Genomic DNA, 18,207 nt, shown 5'->3' with positions numbered 1-18,207 from the left:
GCATAGGAACTCGATATGATTACGCTTTACCAGTTTTCTTCATCCCCCTTTACCGACAAGGTTAAGCGTGCGCTGCACTATAAAGGCTTGGACTATACGATAGAAGAAGTGAATCGTTTAAAAGCCGGGCGTGGGCGTTATGATCATGTGAGTCCGACGCGAAAGTTTCCTGCCGTAGAGATTGCTGGAGACGCGGTAAATGATTCAACTGACATTATTATTGAGCTGGACAAGCGTTACCCCGATAAACCGCTAATTCCTACTTCTGCAGCAGAGCGCTCTATAGCACATGTGATCGAAGACTGGGCAGATGAAAGTCTGTACTTCTATGAAATGTTAATGCGTGTTGAGTGGAAGCATAATATTGATGCCTCTTGGGATCAGATGGCCCCCACTTTGCCGAAGCTGCCCACTCCGATTCTTAAGCGCCTGGTTCACAAAGGTGTATCCAAGGTAACTGCTACCCAAGGCTTAGGCCGAAAACCCAGAGAGCAGGTGATTGCCGATGCTCAGCGCCATATTGATTCGTTGGATGGCATGCTGGAAGGCAAAGAGTGGTTGGTGGGCGATAGCATCAGTGTGGCAGATTTGTCCGTAATCGCTCAACTGAAAAAGCTAATGTACGCTCAGGAAATTCAGCCTATGGTTGCCAATAGCAAACATGTAGAAGCCTGGATTAAACGCGTTGATGAATTAGCTCCCTCTGCTGCGGTTTAAGCTTAGATGGATCATAATGAAAGGCTTAAGTAATACAATGCTGTTCACTTAAGCCAGGCTAACTACAAAGTCATCCCCGCGAAGGCGGGGATCTATTTCGATATGCTGCTAAGCTTAGGCTTGTTTTCCGTTGTCGTCATATCAAGTGCCTGCTGCTCCAGGGTCAAGGTAACAATTGAAACGATATCTGCCATAGCAGAAGAGGAAATCGGCTCGTCGTCACGTAACCAGCGTTTTAGCATCTCTATCGATCCTGCCGTCACAAAATCGACAATATATGCGGCCTTATCGCTAATCGTTTTATTCTGAGCCTCACAGTGTCGGCCAATAATCTCAGAAATAATGGCTCTGTGACGTGTAAACAGCATTTCAGAAATATCTGCAGCAAATAATAATTCCAGCGCTCGCCTGTTATTCTCCCAAAAGGTAAATATCTGCTGACATAACATATGATGATCCAAGTCATCTTTGTCGATTTCACCTATTAACAGATCCCGGTATTGCAGGAAATAGCGATCCAGCGTTGCCACTAAAAGATCATTCTTATTGTAGTAATGCAGATACAGGGTTTGTCTGGAAACCTCAGCTCGATCGGCAATGTCCATAATTTTGATGGCGGCGTAGGGTTTAATTTCAAGCAGCTCTGTTAATGCATCCTGCAGTCTTCGGCGTGTTTTCAGCGCACGTTTATCCGCGGTACTTGCATCGTTTTTCATGATCTCTGCCTCTCTCTGTATAGGATATGAGGATCTTGACGCTACCAATAACATATAAGTCCGGGTACGGGTTTGATATGTCATTATCGATACGAAAATGGGTCATTATCGGTACAATAGGGGGCTCCTGAAAATCTGAATTATTTGACATTTCTAACGTAGATGTCGCTTATTTTACATATCCACTATATTGAATATTGTTGTGCTGTGGGTGTGCTTAATAAACTGGTGCTCAGATTTTCAATAGTGAGAGAGAGCTGAGGGTGACCTATGAATAACTTCGTTGATTTCAACCTGATTGCACCGGACTTTGTCCCTGATAACAAAGGACCGGCCCTGGAATTCTTTAAGTGGATGCGGGAAAATCAACCGGTTCACTTTAATGATATTGTGGAAGGCTATGAATGCCCGATGGAAGGCGCATCCATGTCCCAGGGATTCTGGGTGCTGTCTAAATACGAAGATGTTCAATCGGCGTCTCGTAATACCAAGGTGTTTTCCAGTGGTGAACAGGGTCCTCTGCTGTGGGATATGGAGCCCCACCGTCTGGCCGAGCAGCAGGCCGGCATTATGGGGAAAGATGACCCCGAGCATGCGGCTTTGAAGCGTTTGGTTGTTCCACCATTTTTGCCTAAAAACCTGGCAGCTTATACACCGCGTATCGCCGAAAAAGTCAAAAAAATTGTGGATGACGTGGCCAGTAAAGGCGAGTGCGAGATGGTATTTGATATCGCTTCACGTTTACCGGTGGCAACCTTCTGTGAATTAATGGGTATTCCCAACGAAGATCAGGAAAAGATCTTTAACCTGGGGAACGCCCTGGCGGATGTGGAAAACCAGGACAGCGATGGCGCTGCAGAGCTACTTGAGTTGTTTGCGTACTGTGACGCACTGTCAGCCAAAAAACGCGAAAACCCTGACGACTCCATGCTGAGCCTGTACGCCAATGGGGAGTTTGAGGGCGAGAAGCTACCGCAGGAAGCGGTGAATATGTTCTTTGTTACTCTATCCATTGCTGGGCATGAAACGACCCGTAATACCCTGATCCATTTCTTCCGCTTAATGAATGAATACCCAGAGCAATATGAACTGCTGAAGAGCGATGTGGATAAGTACCTGACCGGTGCGATTAATGAGGTGTTACGCTATTGTCCGCCTGTGATGCAATTCCGTCGTACCTGTCTGGAAGATGTCGAGGTACGCGGTCAGCAGCTGAAGAAGGGCGATAAGGTTTTTCTGTCTTATGTGTCTGCTAACCGCGATGCTGATGTCTTTGAAAACCCGGATGTGTTTGATATTACCCGCACGAACAGTGCCCGCCACTTGTCATTTGGTACCGGCCCTCACACCTGTTTGGGTGCCCGTTTAGCGGTTACTCAGCTTTCCTTGCTGATTAAGGAAATTATCAACCGTATTCCGGATATTCGTCCTAAAGGTGAGCCTGAATATCTGCGTAGTATCTGGTTTCATGCCATTATGAGCATGCCGGTTGAATTTACCGCAGAGAAGTAACGTCAAGTTAAGCTACCGGTTTTTCGGAACCGGTAGCTCCCCTTATTACATGCTGAAAACTGGCACGATCTGAATATTCCTATTGGGTGGAGTTTTGGATATAAAAGTATTTATATCATAAGCTACCAGGACCCAATGATGTATAAAGCGCTACCGATACTCATGTTGTTGCTAACCGCCTGTGCAGAAGCACCAAAAATGTTAGCGAAGTGCGATTCCCATACCTCTGAACATATCTGTGGTATACAAAACCCCGAAGATATGGACTTGCTGCCTTCGGGGGAGTGGTTAATTTTCAGCGAAATGCTGAGTGAAGTAGACCCAGACAAGCCTGTTTACGGCAGTTTGGGCGCATTGAATATAGAATCTGGTGAAGTCATTTCCGTATTTGATAAGAGCGTCGCCAATTGGCCGACCAGTGAATTACCTGCACTGGGGGATGAATCGTGTCCAGGTAGACCGGACCCTGAAAAGTTTGGTGGTCATGGTCTCGATGTTCGACGCCTTAATGATGGCACTGTATTGCTAGCCGCGGTGAACCACGGAGATCGTGAATCGATCGAATTATTTTCTATCGACGAAAGTGCCGAGCGACCTATCGCGATTTGGCGTGGTTGTATTTTCCTGCAACAACAAGATTTACATAACGATGTCGCTATAGCTGCTGACGGTAGTTTGTACTTCACTCGTTTTATTGTTCATCCTCACCATGTGGGTTTTAGTTTGATCGCTGACGGGCTCAGATTAGTCTCCGGTGGGGATACTGGTTTCGTATATCACTGGACCAAAAATGAGGGGCTCAAGACCGTGCCTAATAGTGAGGGTAGTGCGTCAAATGGTATCTCTATTTCAAGTGACGATAAGACGTTGTATATCGCTGAGTGGGGAACACAAGGCGTTTATAGATTAAGCCTTGGTAGTGGCCAGATTGTTCGTGACGATATAGATCTTGAGGTCTCCCCTGATAACTTTACCTGGAGTGCTGATGGCAAGTTAATTGTGACCGGCCAGGAGGGAGACATATTCGCTAATATTCGTTGTGCGGAAACCGAGCCAACGACCTGTGATGTGAGTTATGGTATCTACAAAATTGACCCTCTAACACTCTCAATCACTGAGCTCCATAAGGGGACTGGTGCAGCTAGTGTAGGCCTTCTCGCAGGTGATCAGCTTTATGTTGGGAGCTTTGCGGGTGACAGTATTCAGAAATATAAGGTCACTCCGTAATGTGTTTCCTATTTGGATAGATGGGTTTAGTCATTAAGCGTACAGTGTACGCTTAATGACTATCTTGTGCTTACTTTTACTTGTAAGAGTTAATCCTAGAAGTTTGCAGAAGCAGTAATACCGTATGTACGTGGCGCACCCTGGTTACCCATTTGTGGAGAATGCCACTGGAACGGCGCTTCAAAACCGTTGGTGTAGTATTCCTTGTCGAAACAGTTACGACAGAACAGGCTTACATCCCAAACACCGTCCTGGGTGCGGATACCTACAGCGCCACCTACCAGCGTGTACTCTTCTCTGAAGTCGATATCGTTAGAGATATAGTGCTCACCCATGTAAGACACATTCAGGTTGGCATAACCTTCCAGTGTGTTAGAGATGCTGTTCATGTAGCTCAGGTTCATTGCGCCCGCAAATTCTGGAGCGAAGGCCTGATCACGATCAGTCAGGTAAGGTAGCTCTTCTACTTCACCGTAGGAGGTGTCATCCAGGTAGGTGATAGCAACATCAGCACGCAGGTTTTCAGTCAGCGCGTAATCTACTTCAACTTCAATACCTTGAGACTTCGCGGTATCGGCATTGGTGGTGATAAAGTCAGTACCTGTGAAGGCACTTACTTGAATATCCTGATAGTCAGAGTAGAAAACGGCAGCATTTAAACGACCGCGACCTTCGTGGAAGGTGGTTTTCATGCCCACTTCGTAAGCATCTACGTACTCAGGAGCATAGGTCGGATCTACCGCTTCGGAGAGCACTAAAGGTGTTGCATTATAGTCAGCACCGTTTGCCAGCCAATCTGCATAAGTATTGATGTCGATTAGCTGACCAGCACCATCGTTATTCAGAGAGATACCACCGGCTTTAAAACCTTTGGAGTAGGTCGCGTACAGCTGAATATCTTCAGTAGGGAAGTATTGCAAACTGGCGGTGTAGGTCCACTCCTCATCGTCAATAGAGGCTTTGTAATCCGGTGACGCGGAAGATGCACCGATAGTCATAATGCCGGCGTCGTTTTGACGCAGGTAGTCGAAGTACTCTTCAGTCGTGCCGTGCAGGTTATCAAAGTCGACGGTTTTTTCTTCTTCAGAATAACGGATACCGGTAACCAAATTCAGATTGTCGCTCAGGGTAAACGTGAAGTGACCGTAAAGGGCCCAAACATCGTTTTCCAATTCGGCTTCAGTGTCGGCACCAGGTAGTCCGGAGTTAGAGCCTAGATTGGCAGTAGTGAGGCCTGGAGGTAAATTGGCAGGATTGCCGCCAAATAAGCCAAGCAAAAAGTTATCGGCTGCTTGGCTACGGGTAAAGCTCTGATCACGTTTGATCATATCTTCATTAGAGTAGAAAGCTCCTGCAACGTATTCAACAGGCACATCGCCAAGTTCAAATTCACCGTTCAGATTAAATTCCTGAGAAAAGGTGTCGAATTCATACTTGGAGGCAGTACCCAGAATATCAATAGGGGAGAAGTCAGCATCACCGTTTTCTTGCTCGTTATCGTATTCACGATAAGAGGTAATGGACTTTAAGGTCAGGCTATCGGTCAGGTCGTGAGTAACAGTAACGCTAATACCTTTGTCGACGGATTCGTCAGTACCATCGGTGTTGGTGTAGTTGTTACGGTCAAACTGATCGTCGCTGTAGTATGGGGCACCGTTTGCAGCAGCCAGACCGGTGTAGTACGCATCAAGCACGTTTGTGGCGGGATCTGGAGAGTCGATACGGGTAGCCATTCCATAGCAGCAGGTTTCATCGCTTTTACTGTAATCAGCAATGATATGTACACTGGTTTCGTCCGTTGGTTCCCACAACGCTTGCAGTTTAACGGAGTAGAGATCGGTATTAAGTTGGTCTTCACCACTCAGAGGGTTATCAATAAAACCGTCACGCTTGTCGCTCATGATGCTGGCACGCAGTGCCAGAGTGTCGGTAACTGCACCGTTTACAAAGAAGGATGCTTTTTGCTTGTCATGGTTGCCCAGAGTGACTTCGCCGCCGGCTTCAAAGTCCTGAGTTGGTGCGGTGGATTTTAAGATCATGGCTCCGGCGCTGGTGTTCTTACCAAACAGTGTACCCTGTGGACCACGCAAAATTTCAACGCCACCAATGTCATTGAACGTTGCCAATACCATGCCGGAACGGCTACGGTATACACCGTCAACGTATACGCCTACAGCACCTTCATAGGCAGCGTTAGTACCGTTAGTGCCGATACCACGAATACGGATAGGACTGTTACTGACTTTGTTTTGCGCCGCATTTAAATTGACGCTGGGGTTGGCGTTGTTCAGGTCAACCACATCGTCAATGCCTTGGGCTTTTAACGCTTGGGAGTCGTAGGCGGTTACCGCCAATGGAACATCCTGCAAGCTTTGCTCACGTTTCTGAGCGGTTACAACAATTTCTTCAAGGGTAAAGTCTTGGGCTAATACGGGCGCGGCAATCGCTATGCCGACGGCCAATGAAAGGGATTTCTTAAGCATCGCTTCCTCTCTTATCTTCTCAGTGTCTCGCTTAGGTTTGTAATTATTAGTGGCACCTAAAATCGGGTTTAGGGCTATGAAAAAGTCTATAGAGAGGGCCGATAATTATGGATGTCATAACTGATTCGGCAATTTGTCGATTTCGGTATCGTTGTGATCGACTGTCACAAATGGCAAGTCATTATGAATGGGTATAAAAAAGGCTGCCTGCAGGGGGAACGCGTTATAAGCGTGTATGCAAGGCAGCCTAAGGACATTCCAAGAGATGAAGGAATGGTCGTCTAGAATGTCATTTAGGCTGAGGCATTGACATGGTCGTATAGCTTTCAAATAATGTCATTTTCGCTACGAGAATCAGAATGGATAATAACGAGTCGTTCGTGGGGATAATGGCAGAGAGCCTGATGAGCTTTCTCCCTGAAATCGATGATGCCGTGCGTGAAAAAGTTCATCAGGGCGAGATTGATGTTGAAGTCCAGGCCGCGCTGTTTAGGGAATACGCACGCTATAGCGGCAAACCCTCTTGGGGAATCGATTTAGGCATGCGTGTCAGTTTGCTGGAATTTGGTTTTTTTGGCTATGCGGTTTCCAGTGCGCCAACCCTGCGCCACAGTTTAAATATGCTGACCCGTTACAGTGTTGTGGTGAGTGCAGGCATTAATTATGAGTTGACCGAAGAAAGTGGTCGCTTTTGTGTGAGCTTTATACCTGATGAAGATTTAGCAGATATCAGGACTGGCATTGCTGAATTTGCCTTTGCCAATTTAATGAAACAGGTTTCGCCTGTGGCGTTTGGTGAAGTTGTTGATGTGGTGTTTGGTTTTATGGGGCCAGAGCCAGAGTATGTGGATTTATTGAAAACCTGTTTAGGCGGAGAGCTACGATTTAATCAGGATAGGTTTTCATTATCGTTGCCCAGCCGTTACTGCGATTATCCATCGCCTTTATACAATCGTGAAATCTGGACCTTGTCGATTCAGGAATGCAAACGCCTGTATTCCATTACCCTATACAATGCGGATAAACATAATCTGACTGAAGCGGTTAGCCATTATATCGATAGCGCTTTTCTTAAAAATCAAAAAGGCATTGAGCGCGAACCCACCACGCCATCGTCATCTGATATTGCCAACAAATTAGGGGTGAGTGAATCCTACCTGCGTAAGCAGTTGATGTCGGAAGGGCATTCTTTTCGTGAGTTAAAAGAAGAGCGACGTAAGCAGTGGTGCTTAAAGTTGTTGGGTGAAGATGAGCTGAGTATTGAGGCCATTGCCGCCATTGTTGGCTATAGTGATGCCAGTAACTTTTCCCGCGCCTGCAAGCAGTGGTTTGGTTACGCACCCAAGCAGATCAAGAGTGAATACCTGGGTAAGTAGCTACTTACACAAACTCCCCTGTGAGGGCGTTAGACTTTAGCCTAAAGCCCTTGTTTTTGCAGGGGGATTATGGTCTTATGCGCGGCAAATTCACGCCCACACTATAATTATTCCAGGCGTGCCCAACTATCGAGCCTCTGGTGGGGGAGGGCTCACGACTGAATCCGGTGGCATGTTAGATTCTTTCCTGATCGGCCTGGCGGTACTGGCCTTATTAAGTATCGTTTTTGAAGAAGTTATTCATATCAATAAAGCCAAAACGACCCTGTTTTTTGGTTGTATGTCCTGGCTTATCCTTTTTATGTCTGCAGCAACAGGCGAAGAGCAAAAGCTGATTCATCATCAATTGGATGAAAACCTGTTGGAAATCGCCACCCTGTGGTTGTTCCTGATGTCCACCATGACCTTTGTGGCCTACCTCAATGCCAAGGGCATGATTCAGTCTTTTGTACAGCGTCTGTTCCCGAGTCAGCTTACCATGCGCAAGCTGATGTTTCTGGTCGCCATATTTGCGCTGGTTTTGTCCGCCATTTGCGATAATGTCACGGCCACTTTGGTAAGCCTTGGGTTAGTGCAGTCGTTCAATTTGGACGGCAAAACGCGCTTAAAAATGGCAGCTTTGGTGGTATTTGCGGTGAACTCCGGGGGCGTGGCACTGATTACCGGTGATGTTACTACCCTGATGATCTTCCTGGCTGGCCATGTGGAAATGTCACAGTTGCTGACCCTGGTGCTACCGTCTGCAGTGAGTGTGGTGGTGTTGGCGATTATGTTCTGCTGGGGGATGAAGGGAGAGGTATCCACCGAGGTGGTTGAGCGCCAATTCACCTATGTGGATATCGCGATTGCGGTGATCTTCTTCGCTACCATTATCTGCACCATGCTGTTTAATGTGCTGTTTGGGGTGCCGCCGGTACTGACCTTCTTATCCGGCTTGTCGGTCATGTTCCTGGTAGGACGTACGGTGAAAACCGATAAAGAGCAGACCAAAATCCTCGAATATATCCGCCAGATTGAGTACGACACGCTTCTATTCTTCCTGGGGATTCTGCTGTTAGTAGGCATGTTAAAAGAGATTGGTGTGCTGGCATCAGTGGCTCAGCTGTACGCAGACTTTGATCCTCGCTATTCCAACTTTGTTGCCGGTGCGGCCTCGGCCTTGCTGGATAACGTGCCCCTTACTGCAGCCTTGCTCAAGGCCTCACCAGAGCTGTTGACCCCGGACTGGCTGGCGCTGACCTATGCCGTAGGTGTGGGCGGTTCGTTGCTGGCGATTGGCTCGGCGGCGGGCATCATTGTGATGAGCAAGATAAAGGAGATGACCTTTGTCTCCTACCTGCGCTATACCCCTGCGTTGTTGGTGGCCTACACGGTGGGCTACGTCTGGACCCTGCTGATGGCAAATGCCCTTTATGGGTAAGATCTGACAGTGTCGAAAAACGGGTTTGTAAGGGCTGGCTGTGGTAGAATCCCGGCCCTTTCTAACCCTCATATCGAAGAGTAGGTCGTTATGTCAGATAAATTTACCACCCAGGAGCAGCAAGCCAGCTATGGCATTGGCCGCCAAATGGGCGATCAATTAGCCAATGCCCCTTTCCAGGGTTTTGATACCGAAGCTGCCCTGGCCGGTTTTACCGATGCCATTAACGGCGTTGCCAGCCAGGTTGAAGCTGAGTTAATCAATGAAGCCTTCCGTGAAATCCAGGGTCGCCTGCAGGCTGAAGAAGCTGAAAAAGCCAAGACTATGGCCGCTGACGGCGAAGCTTACCTGGCCGAGAACGCCAAGCGTGATGAAATCACTGTAACCGCTTCTGGCCTGCAGTACGAGATTCTGACCGAAGGTACCGGTGCCAAGCCAAGCGCGACTGACACTGTGCGTACTCACTACCATGGCACCCTGATTGACGGCACTGTGTTTGACAGCTCCGTTCAGCGTGGCCAGCCTGCAGAATTCCCAGTAAACGGCGTTATTGCCGGCTGGACCGAAGCACTGCAGTTGATGCCACAGGGTTCCAAGTGGCGCCTGCACATTCCGTACAACCTGGCCTACGGCGAGCGTGGTGCAGGTGGTGCTATTGGTCCTTACGCTGCTCTGGTCTTTGAAGTAGAGCTGCTGGATATCGTATAAGCTTCGTAGAATAGATTCGTAGGATAAAATAGTCAGTTATGTCGAATAACGAAGAACAGTTTTGGGATCTGGCTGAAGAGATGATTGGCAGCGCCAATCAGAAAACCTCTGACGCCGATACTGTGTTAGTCAGTGATGCGCTGTTATATGCAGCAGCACGCTTTGCAGCTTATACCGCAGCAGCAGCGACTGAAGAGCGTAAGCAGTTTAAGGAAGAGCAGGGTGAGATCAAAGATATGCTGATGCAGCAGTTTGAAACCATGCTCGATTCCAATCTGGCGGACTATCTGGAAAACTACAAGATCTATATGAAGGACGCTGAGTAATCGGCGTCTTGAAGGGATCTGGGGTCTGACCCGCAGGGTCAGACCCCCGTTTCTATATATTTTTATACCTCATCACCAAACTTCTTACGTGAAGGCTCCCGACGCTTACCAATATTTTTGGTATCACGCGCACGAACCTTGGTCTTTGGTTTAGAATCGTTCTTGGCATTCTTGCCTTTAGTCGTAGCTTTGGTTTTTTTCTTGCCCGCAGCCTTACCGCTGCTTTTAACCTTGTCCGGGCCTTTGTACTTGGCCTCCAGGCCTTTAACCACAATACGCTTGAAGTCACCCTTGATATAACGCTCAATACGCGCCATCAAATTCCATTCACTGCTGTTAATCAGTGAAATTGCGGTTCCACTTTCACCGGCACGACCGGTTCGGCCAATACGGTGAATATAGTCATCACCATCGCGGGGCATATCAAAGTTAATCACCAGATCAATGCCGTTCACATCCAGGCCTCGGGAGGCAACATCGGTAGCTACCAGCACTTTAATGCCACCGCGGCGCAGGCGGTTCATTTCCTGGTTACGGGCATCCTGATCCATATCGCCGTGTAATACGCCGACTTTTACATCTCTGTAGCGCAACCAGCCAGCAAGTTTATTGGCACCGGCTTTGGTGTTGGTAAAGACCACAGCCTTGTCGTAGTCGTGATCTTTCAGCAGCTTGTCAGTCTGCATGCTCTTATGGCGATCATCATCGGACAGGACAATCTGCTGCAGAATATTCTGGTTGGCTTCACGTTTGGGGGCCAGGCTTAGGGTAACCGGATCAACCAGCACCTTTTCCATGACTCGTGGCAGGTGGAAGCTGTTTTCGAGGGTAGCTGAGAACAACAAAGTCTGGCGCTCAGGAGTACAGCTATCGGCGATTTTCAGTACGTCTTCTACCAGGCCCATATCAAACATGCGGTCGGCTTCATCAATCACCAGCACTTCCAGGTCATCAAAATCGGTAGAACCCTTTTCGATATGTTCTACCAGGCGGCCGGGGGTGGCGATGATGATTTCCGGGTTTTTACGGAACAAGGCCTTTTGGAATTTGAATTCCTGGCCACCGGAGATAACAGCGGCTTGCAGGCGAGTAAAGGCAGACAGATCCTTCACATTTTTAAAGATCTGGCGGGCCAGCTCGCGGGTAGGAGCCAGAATCAGGGCACGGGTACCGCTCTTGGGGGCATCCTTTTGCAGCAGCTTATGTAATATCGGCAATACAAACGCGGCTGTCTTACCGCTACCGGTTTCAGCGCTGGCGGCGAGATCCTTATTGGCTAATACCTCGGGGATGGCCTGGGCCTGCACGGGCGTAGGCGTGTCGAAGCCTTTGGCTTCCAGGGCCTTAAACAGGCGGTCGTGCAAAGGGAGATCGGTAAAGGCTTGTATTGCTTGGGTGTCGTCCAAAGGGAGGCTCTCGAGGTCGGTAAATCGTAAACCGTGTATTTTAGCCTGAATAGGGGCTGGCGGCTAATACCGAGTGCTAACTCGTTCCTGTGGCCAGAGGGGTAAATAATGGTAGGATTTAGTCCTCTGGAATAAAGGATGTTGCTGATGGATGAAGGATTCTTTGTGCTCTTGGGGCTGGTGGTATTGGCGGTGCCCTTTGCGGTGGTTTATTTGCTGGTACGGGTCAGTAATTTGGGCAGGGAAGTCGAGACCCTACGCAATCGTCTCGCAATACTGGATCAGGCGCGGCAGTCCTACGTTAAAGTGCCAGCTCCTGAAAGTAGATCAGAGCCTAAATCTGAGCCCGAAGAAGAGATCAAACCGCAATCTGAGTCGGTAAAGCCTTCAGCCTCGGTCACTACAGAACCTTCCCCTATCGAAGTCGCAGCAGCCGAACCTTCCACTCCTCAGGCTACCGAATCCCCTGCACTGAATCTGGATCTTTCTCTGGACGCTGAGGAGGATAAACCCAAGACAAGCCCGCTCGAACGCGGTATCAACTGGCTTACCGATACCGTCAAGTCCTACTTCACCGAAGGTAACCTGATCGTTCGGGTCGGCGTGATAGTGCTGTTTTTCGGTGTTGCCTTTTTGCTGCGCTACGCGGCTGAAAATAGCATGCTGCCTATTGAGTTGCGTATAGCCGGCGTGGCCTTGGGCGGTATTGCTTTACTGGTCACCGGTTGGCGACTGCGGTTGGCCCGGAAAACCTATGCCCTGGTAATGCAGGGCGGTGGCGTGGGTATTTTGTACCTGACTCTGTTTGCCAGTTTACGGTTGTATGAATTATTACCGGCGGGATTGGTATTTGGGCTGTTGCTGGTGATGGTGGTGTTATCGGCACTGTTGGCCATTTGGCAGGATGCCCGTTCGCTGGCTATTTTGGCTGTGAGTGGAGGCTTTTTGGCGCCGGTGCTGACCTCTACGGGTGAGGGCAGTCATATTGCCTTATTTAGCTTTTACGCGGTGCTGAATGCGGGCATTGTGTTTATTGCGGCATTTAAACACTGGCGCTTACTGAATCTGGTGGGTTTTGGTTTTACCTTTGTGATTGCCAGTTTTTGGGGCGTAGACCGCTACCACGAGGCGGATTATCTTAGTTGTCAGATCTTCCTGATTCTGTTTTTTCTCTTCTACGCCATTATCGGTACTTTGTTTGCTCGCGGTCATACTCACAAACAGATCGGCTATGTCGATGGCTCGCTGGTCTTTGGTTTACCGCTGGTAGCTTTTTCGCTTCAGGCGGCTCTGGTTAAGGATATGGAATACGGCCTGGCCTGGTCGGCGTTTGCTCTGGGGTTGTTTTATTTAGGGCTGACCCGTTATCTGTGGCAGCGTATGGGGGATTCCATGCGCCTGCTGCTGGAATCCTATCTGGCGTTGGGGGTATTGTTTGCCACCTTGGTGATTCCCTTTGCATTGGATGGCGAGTGGATCGCTACGGCCTGGGCGCTTGAAGGTGCAGCCGTAGCCTGGGTGAGTATTCGTCAGCAGCGACAATTGGGTACGGCATTTGCGCTATCTCTACAGCTGATAGCCGGTGTGGCATTTTTAATAGAGCAGCATCCGTCTTACGATGCCCCCGCCATCATTAACAGTGTTTATATGAGCGCTCTGTTTGTCGCCGTTGCTGGCTTGTTCAGCAGTTATTATCTCTATCGCCATTTTGTCGAAACCGGGAATACGGCTGCTTGGCAAAGCAAAGTCTCATTACCGTTTTTGGTCTGGGCTGTACTCTGGTGGTTGGGCAGTGGGATTCAGGAAATTCACCGTGTGTTGGGCGTTACTGAAGATGCGGTGAGCCTGGTGTTCTTTGCCGTAACGGCTGTGGGATTCCGTGCCCTGGCGGAGCGAGTGCAATGGCGGCCTGTATATTTCAGTCCCCATGGTTTGATTGGCATGGTAGTGCTGTTTGCACTCTACACGGTTGCAGATTTACCGCAGCCTTTTGCTGAAGGTTTTGCTTGGGCATGGCCGGTAACCTGGTTGGCGATTTACGGTTTGCTATATCGCATCAATCAAAAAGCAGAACAGCCTCTGGGGTTACAATGGTTGCATGGTCTTAGTATATGGTCGGTGGTGCTTGTGCTATCGGTATTTGCCCATTGGCTTGCTGATGACTACGGTTTGCTGGGTAATTCCTGGGCATGGGCCTGTGCGGTTATTCCGCTATTGGCGGCCTTGGTTAAAATTCTTCACGGTCAGTTCTGGCCATTTCGGGTGGCTGACAACGGCTATCGCACTTTGGCGATTTTGCCATTGTTACCGGCTCTTGTCTTAGCTACCTTGATCGGTAGTAGTATCAATGGTGATGTGACGCCGTTAACGTATATACCCTTTATGAACCCATTGGATCTGGTTCAGGTGCTGGTATTTATTGGATTGTTACGCTGGTGGTATCAGGAGCAGCAATCCGGTGACTTGTTAAAACGTGATCCTCGTTTGCCTATGGGAGTCATCGCGCTTATCGGAGGTTTGATCTTCGTCTGGCTGAATGCGGTATTACTGCGCAGCCTGCATCATTATTTTGCGGTGTCCTATTACCTGGAGCCGATGTTTAACAGCGCCTTGGTTCAAGCCTGCTTGTCAGTATTCTGGACGCTGCTTGGCTTGGCGTTAATGGTGTGGTCTTCCCGCCAGCAAATGCGTTATGCCTGGTTGGTGGCTGCCGGTTTGATCGGTGTGGTGGTACTGAAATTATTTGTTATCGACTTGGCCGACAGTGAAACCCTTGAATCGATTATTTCCTTTATTGTAGTGGGTACACTGTTATTAATTATTGGTTATGTTTCACCTATACCGCCCAGGCAAGATGAAGAGGCTATCGTACAAGAAGGCGCAGAAGAAGGCGCAGAAGGCAGCGCAGGAGCAAGCAAATGAAGTTAACACCTTACCTCAAACGTTTAGCTTGTAGTCTATTGATGGTTTGCCCTATGGCTCAGGCGGATGAGCTGGAAAATCCTTTGCCGGATGATTTGGCGTATGGGGCGCAAATCAATTTGTCCCATCAGTTACCCTTGCAATCTGTGATCTTACCTGCGGCGGTTTATCATCAACAGGCATCCGAGACAGGGGCAGACTTACGCGTTTTTAATGCCGATGGTATAGCGGTACCTATGGATCGGCAGGTGTTGGAAAAAGTGGAGAAAGAGCCGACACGGGAGCCATTGTCTTTATTCCCCTTAATGGCGAATCAATTAGAAGATACTGCTGGCTTGCAGTTGGCTATTAACCGTGAATCCGGGCGTACTGAAATTCAGTTGTCAGATAATACTGACCAGGTAAAAACCGGTGAAACTCTCGTGGCCTATGTGATTGCCTTGCCGGAAAACTGGTTAAAAGCAAAACGTAATCAATTGCGTGGTTTGGCATTTTCCTGGGATACCCCTCAACAGGGGTTTATTGAAGGCTTACGGATTGAAACCAGTGCTGATCTGTTACATTGGAAACCCTGGATTGAAAATGAAAGCCTGTCGCGTCTGACCTGGCAGGGGCAACAGATTGGCAAAACGGATGTCGACATTTCTCGATCGCAAAGGCGCAAGGCTAAACGCTACTGGCGTATCAGTTGGCAACAAGATCAGGAAGTTGAATTCCAAGGCGTAGAAGCCATTCTCCAAGATCGACTGCTAAAGGATGATCAGCAGTGGTCTTCCCTCGATAATCGCTGGCAAGTGGCTGAAGATGAAAAAAGTGTTATTGAATTTAGCAACCAAACACAATTGCCGGTAACGGGGTTAACATTACAGCCGAACTCCGATAATGGTTTTATGTCTGGCCGCGTGCTGTCCCGAGACGACGAAAGGGATCACTGGCGCTGGCGCGGTGATTTGATTCAGTACACGCTTCAATTTGATGAGGGGAAAACAATTGCCAGTGAAGCTTTAGACTTCACTTCGGTAAGGGACCGGTTCTGGCGTATCGAATTGGATTCTGGTGTCACTGCCGAACAACTGAAGCAATGGCGTATGCAGATGGCTTGGACGCCGGGGCGTTTAACCTTTGTGCGAGAAGGTCGGGAACCTTATTTATTAGCCTGGGGTAACCCTCAGGTTAGCTACAGCAATTCAGATCTTAAGGATTTATATAAAGCCTTAACCCCCAAGCAACAGCGCCAGTTTTTGGAGCGTCCGGCGCGCACAAACCGCTTCCGAGAGTTAGGTGGCGAGATAAAATTGCAACCGCCGTTACCCTTTGGATGGAAGCAAGTAGCGTTATGGGCCAGTTTGATTCTGGGCGTTATTGTATTGTTCTGGATGGCACGTGGTCTGTATCGACAAATGGCCGATGCGCAACAAGGCTAGGCGTGTTTCTTTATCAGGTACTTTTTTTGATCAAGTTAAGGGCCCAGCGCTTGGCCTGAGGGTAATCCCTGGTGTCCAATACAAACTCTTGTCCGCGTGCCACCCCTTGCAGGGCTATGTGTTTTTGTCCGGCCTTTGGCTGTTGCCAGCGATCCATCTTATGGTGATAACTGAGCGGTATTTTCCCTTCCGACGGATATAACCAGGCGGGTACCTGCCATTGGCTTGGCGTACGGGCATCTGGAGCAGTTAGTTGCAGAGCATCGGCAGGGCGGTTAAATAATCCAGCGCCGTTAATGCCCTCTACTTTTTTTGACAGCTGTAGCTGCTCGGCAGCGATATACAGCGTATTGTTTTTTTCTTCCGGTAAAAAGAAGTGGGGGTGATAGTGTGCCCACTTGAGCTGCTGTGGTTTTAGCTCACTCACTGCATAACTGGCGCCAATCTGAAGCCAACCCCAAAACATATGCCGGGGCTTTTGTTGTTTATCAAAACGCCAGCCTTCGTCGGTATGGATAACCGGTTGGAATAATCCAAAAAACAAAAACAGGTCGCCCGTAGTGACACCTTGTTTGGTCAGGTGTCCCTGTGCACTGCCGTGTTGCCCTAGCACTGCTTGCCAGCCTCGCTTGCGCGCTAGTGAGGTTTTCGTCACATCAGGGTCGAGGTGCGCACCGTTGTTGGCAGTAATTTTACCTTTGGTTAAATCGTTGACCATTTCCCCTAGATTTATACCGTGGTCGGTAATATCGCCATAACTAATAGGGGAGTGCTGATCGGGAATCGGCAGGGGCATTAAGCTGCCATCTGGGAGAATAGGATTAGGGCAACCACCGGAGGATGAATCAAAGCCTTTGCGGCTAAAGATAATTTTCATCACGCTGCCTGCAAATCATTGCGTAGTTTTTTAATAGTGTCTTGGGTTAGATGTTCGGCAAATGCGGCTTCAATAGCGGCTTCTTCTCGCTGCTTTTTAATGGTTTCAAACAGCTGCTCAGCGCCGGCGTAATTACGTTGCATATAGTTCAGCCACTGTTTAATGCGATTGCCGAGAAACTTTTTCGGATAAATATCTTTAATTTGCAGGTGAAAGTGATAGAGGTATTCGCAAACCTCTGGCCATTCCAGCGCCTGATATTCTTCACCAGCACAATAAGCTTTAATCTGTAAGGCCAGGTCCGGGCGGGCTAACAGTCCACGCCCCAGCATAAAGTCTTCACTGCCGGATTGTTCGCGACAGCGGACAAAATCATCCACAGACCAAATTTCACCATTGGCAATCACCGGGATATCCATATGCTCGCGAATGCGTTGGATATAGTCCCAATAGGCGGGTGGTCGGTAGCCATCGGCTTTGGAACGGGCATGTACCACCAATTCATTCGCGCCGGCTTCATAGGCGGCCAGGGCGTTTTCCAGAAAATTATCGCGATTCTCAAACCCTAATCGGATCTTGGCGGTTACAGGCACATCATCCTGCACGCGTTCACGTACCGCTTTTACAATATCGTAAACCCGGTTGGGAGTTTCCAGCAGGCAGGCACCACCGTCGCTGCGGTTTACGGTTTTGGCTGGGCAACCAAAGTTAAGGTCTACAGCACTGGCTCCCATACGGGCTACTTTGGCTGCGTTGTAGGCCATGGGACCGGGCTTGCCGCCCAGTAACTGTACACGCACGGGCGTGCCGGCGGTGGTTTTGCTGTGATTGAGCAGTTCGGGGCACAGGCGTTTAAAGACCTTTTCCGGTAAGCGGTTTTCAGTCACCCGTACGAACTCAGTAACACAAATATCGATGCCGCCCAGACGGGTCAGGAGCTCTCGAAGATGATGGTCAACAACCCCTTCCATCGGGGCAAGAAACAGGCGCATCGGGACAAAAAACCGTAAAAAAACAGACACAGATTGGAAATGTGGCGATATTCTACCTAATATGAATAGAAACCACTAAAACTTGCCTGTAAAAAATGCGA

General features: G+C 48.8%; 14 protein-coding genes. 9 read left to right on the top strand and 5 right to left on the bottom strand.

The window, feature by feature from the left end:
* Positions 1-15 precede the first annotated feature (15 nt).
* Positions 16-717, top strand: coding sequence for a glutathione S-transferase family protein (locus tag ACGHZ6_RS15620; protein WP_390614920.1), 702 nt, complete (start codon positions 16-18; stop codon positions 715-717).
* Between the two features lie 92 nt (positions 718-809).
* Here ACGHZ6_RS15620 and ACGHZ6_RS15615 read toward each other — a convergent pair whose 3' ends face one another.
* Positions 810-1,433: a TetR/AcrR family transcriptional regulator gene (locus ACGHZ6_RS15615; RefSeq protein WP_390614919.1), complete on the bottom strand. Its 624-nt coding sequence runs from the start codon at positions 1,431-1,433 to the stop codon at positions 810-812.
* Positions 1,434-1,703: 270 nt separating this feature from the next.
* On the opposite strand from ACGHZ6_RS15615, the gene ACGHZ6_RS15610 reads away from it, so the two are divergent.
* Together ACGHZ6_RS15610 and ACGHZ6_RS15605 are read left to right on the top strand one after the other, a co-directional pair.
* On the top strand, positions 1,704-2,945 hold the full coding sequence (locus ACGHZ6_RS15610) for a cytochrome P450 (RefSeq protein WP_390614918.1): 1,242 nt from the start codon (positions 1,704-1,706) through the stop codon (positions 2,943-2,945).
* Between the two features lie 135 nt (positions 2,946-3,080).
* Positions 3,081-4,172 carry an SMP-30/gluconolactonase/LRE family protein gene (locus tag ACGHZ6_RS15605; RefSeq protein WP_390614917.1) on the top strand — a complete coding sequence of 364 codons (1,092 nt, stop codon included), beginning with the start codon at positions 3,081-3,083 and terminating at the stop codon, positions 4,170-4,172.
* Positions 4,173-4,267: 95 nt separating this feature from the next.
* On the opposite strand, the gene ACGHZ6_RS15600 is transcribed toward ACGHZ6_RS15605, so the two are convergent.
* A complete protein-coding gene (locus tag ACGHZ6_RS15600) occupies positions 4,268-6,655 on the bottom strand; it encodes a TonB-dependent receptor (protein WP_390614916.1) in 2,388 nt (795 codons plus the stop codon).
* A gap of 359 nt (positions 6,656-7,014) precedes the next feature.
* On the opposite strand from ACGHZ6_RS15600, the gene ACGHZ6_RS15595 reads away from it, so the two are divergent.
* From ACGHZ6_RS15595 to ACGHZ6_RS15580, 4 genes are all read left to right on the top strand, one after another.
* On the top strand, positions 7,015-8,031 hold the full coding sequence (locus ACGHZ6_RS15595; protein WP_390614915.1) for an AraC family transcriptional regulator ligand-binding domain-containing protein: 1,017 nt from the start codon (positions 7,015-7,017) through the stop codon (positions 8,029-8,031).
* 172 nt (positions 8,032-8,203) lie between these two features.
* Positions 8,204-9,451, top strand: coding sequence for a sodium:proton antiporter NhaD (gene nhaD, locus ACGHZ6_RS15590; RefSeq protein ID WP_390614914.1), 1,248 nt, complete (start codon positions 8,204-8,206; stop codon positions 9,449-9,451).
* A 90-nt stretch (positions 9,452-9,541) separates the two neighbouring features.
* Positions 9,542-10,159 carry an FKBP-type peptidyl-prolyl cis-trans isomerase gene (locus ACGHZ6_RS15585; protein ID WP_390614913.1) on the top strand — a complete coding sequence of 206 codons (618 nt, stop codon included), beginning with the start codon at positions 9,542-9,544 and terminating at the stop codon, positions 10,157-10,159.
* 38 nt (positions 10,160-10,197) lie between these two features.
* Positions 10,198-10,485 (top strand): DUF3144 domain-containing protein, encoded by a 288-nt coding sequence (locus ACGHZ6_RS15580; RefSeq protein ID WP_390614912.1) that lies wholly within the window; start codon positions 10,198-10,200, stop codon positions 10,483-10,485.
* 62 nt (positions 10,486-10,547) lie between these two features.
* Here ACGHZ6_RS15580 and ACGHZ6_RS15575 read toward each other — a convergent pair whose 3' ends face one another.
* Entirely contained in the window at positions 10,548-11,891 is a 1,344-nt protein-coding gene (locus ACGHZ6_RS15575; RefSeq protein WP_390614910.1) for a DEAD/DEAH box helicase, read from the bottom strand.
* A 147-nt stretch (positions 11,892-12,038) separates the two neighbouring features.
* Between ACGHZ6_RS15575 and ACGHZ6_RS15570 the strand changes: the two genes are divergently transcribed.
* Positions 12,039-14,813, top strand: a complete 2,775-nt coding sequence (locus ACGHZ6_RS15570) for a DUF2339 domain-containing protein (protein WP_390614909.1) — start codon at positions 12,039-12,041, stop codon at positions 14,811-14,813.
* The gene (locus tag ACGHZ6_RS15565; RefSeq protein ID WP_390614908.1) at positions 14,810-16,237 is read left to right on the top strand and encodes a DUF3999 family protein; all 1,428 of its coding nucleotides are present in this window, start codon (positions 14,810-14,812) and stop codon (positions 16,235-16,237) included. Before ACGHZ6_RS15570 ends, ACGHZ6_RS15565 begins: the two co-directional genes overlap by 4 nt.
* A gap of 13 nt (positions 16,238-16,250) precedes the next feature.
* Here the strand turns inward: ACGHZ6_RS15565 and ACGHZ6_RS15560 are convergent, their stop codons facing one another.
* Both ACGHZ6_RS15560 and ACGHZ6_RS15555 read right to left on the bottom strand, forming a co-directional pair.
* Positions 16,251-17,114, bottom strand: coding sequence for a hypothetical protein (locus ACGHZ6_RS15560; RefSeq protein ID WP_390614907.1), 864 nt, complete (start codon positions 17,112-17,114; stop codon positions 16,251-16,253).
* Entirely contained in the window at positions 17,114-18,106 is a 993-nt protein-coding gene (locus tag ACGHZ6_RS15555; RefSeq protein ID WP_390614906.1) for a tRNA dihydrouridine synthase, read from the bottom strand. Before ACGHZ6_RS15555 ends, ACGHZ6_RS15560 begins: the two co-directional genes overlap by 1 nt.
* Between the last annotated feature and the right edge of the window lie 101 nt (positions 18,107-18,207).

This window comes from Maricurvus nonylphenolicus (genome assembly GCF_042854845.1).
Taxonomy (GTDB): Bacteria; Pseudomonadota; Gammaproteobacteria; order Pseudomonadales; family Cellvibrionaceae; genus Maricurvus; species Maricurvus nonylphenolicus.
Note: the sequence above shows the minus strand (reverse complement) of the source record. Positions and strands in the feature narration are given on the sequence as shown.

Coding starts and splice junctions, on each gene's coding strand:
- ACGHZ6_RS15620 (WP_390614920.1), top strand. CDS start 16: ATGATTACGCTTTACCAGTTTTCTTCATCCCCCTTTACCGACAAGGTT.
- ACGHZ6_RS15615 (WP_390614919.1), bottom strand. CDS start 1,433: ATGAAAAACGATGCAAGTACCGCGGATAAACGTGCGCTGAAAACACGC.
- ACGHZ6_RS15610 (WP_390614918.1), top strand. CDS start 1,704: ATGAATAACTTCGTTGATTTCAACCTGATTGCACCGGACTTTGTCCCT.
- ACGHZ6_RS15605 (WP_390614917.1), top strand. CDS start 3,081: ATGATGTATAAAGCGCTACCGATACTCATGTTGTTGCTAACCGCCTGT.
- ACGHZ6_RS15600 (WP_390614916.1), bottom strand. CDS start 6,655: ATGCTTAAGAAATCCCTTTCATTGGCCGTCGGCATAGCGATTGCCGCG.
- ACGHZ6_RS15595 (WP_390614915.1), top strand. CDS start 7,015: ATGGATAATAACGAGTCGTTCGTGGGGATAATGGCAGAGAGCCTGATG.
- nhaD (WP_390614914.1), top strand. CDS start 8,204: ATGTTAGATTCTTTCCTGATCGGCCTGGCGGTACTGGCCTTATTAAGT.
- ACGHZ6_RS15585 (WP_390614913.1), top strand. CDS start 9,542: ATGTCAGATAAATTTACCACCCAGGAGCAGCAAGCCAGCTATGGCATT.
- ACGHZ6_RS15580 (WP_390614912.1), top strand. CDS start 10,198: ATGTCGAATAACGAAGAACAGTTTTGGGATCTGGCTGAAGAGATGATT.
- ACGHZ6_RS15570 (WP_390614909.1), top strand. CDS start 12,039: ATGGATGAAGGATTCTTTGTGCTCTTGGGGCTGGTGGTATTGGCGGTG.
- ACGHZ6_RS15565 (WP_390614908.1), top strand. CDS start 14,810: ATGAAGTTAACACCTTACCTCAAACGTTTAGCTTGTAGTCTATTGATG.
- ACGHZ6_RS15560 (WP_390614907.1), bottom strand. CDS start 17,114: ATGAAAATTATCTTTAGCCGCAAAGGCTTTGATTCATCCTCCGGTGGT.
- ACGHZ6_RS15555 (WP_390614906.1), bottom strand. CDS start 18,106: ATGCGCCTGTTTCTTGCCCCGATGGAAGGGGTTGTTGACCATCATCTT.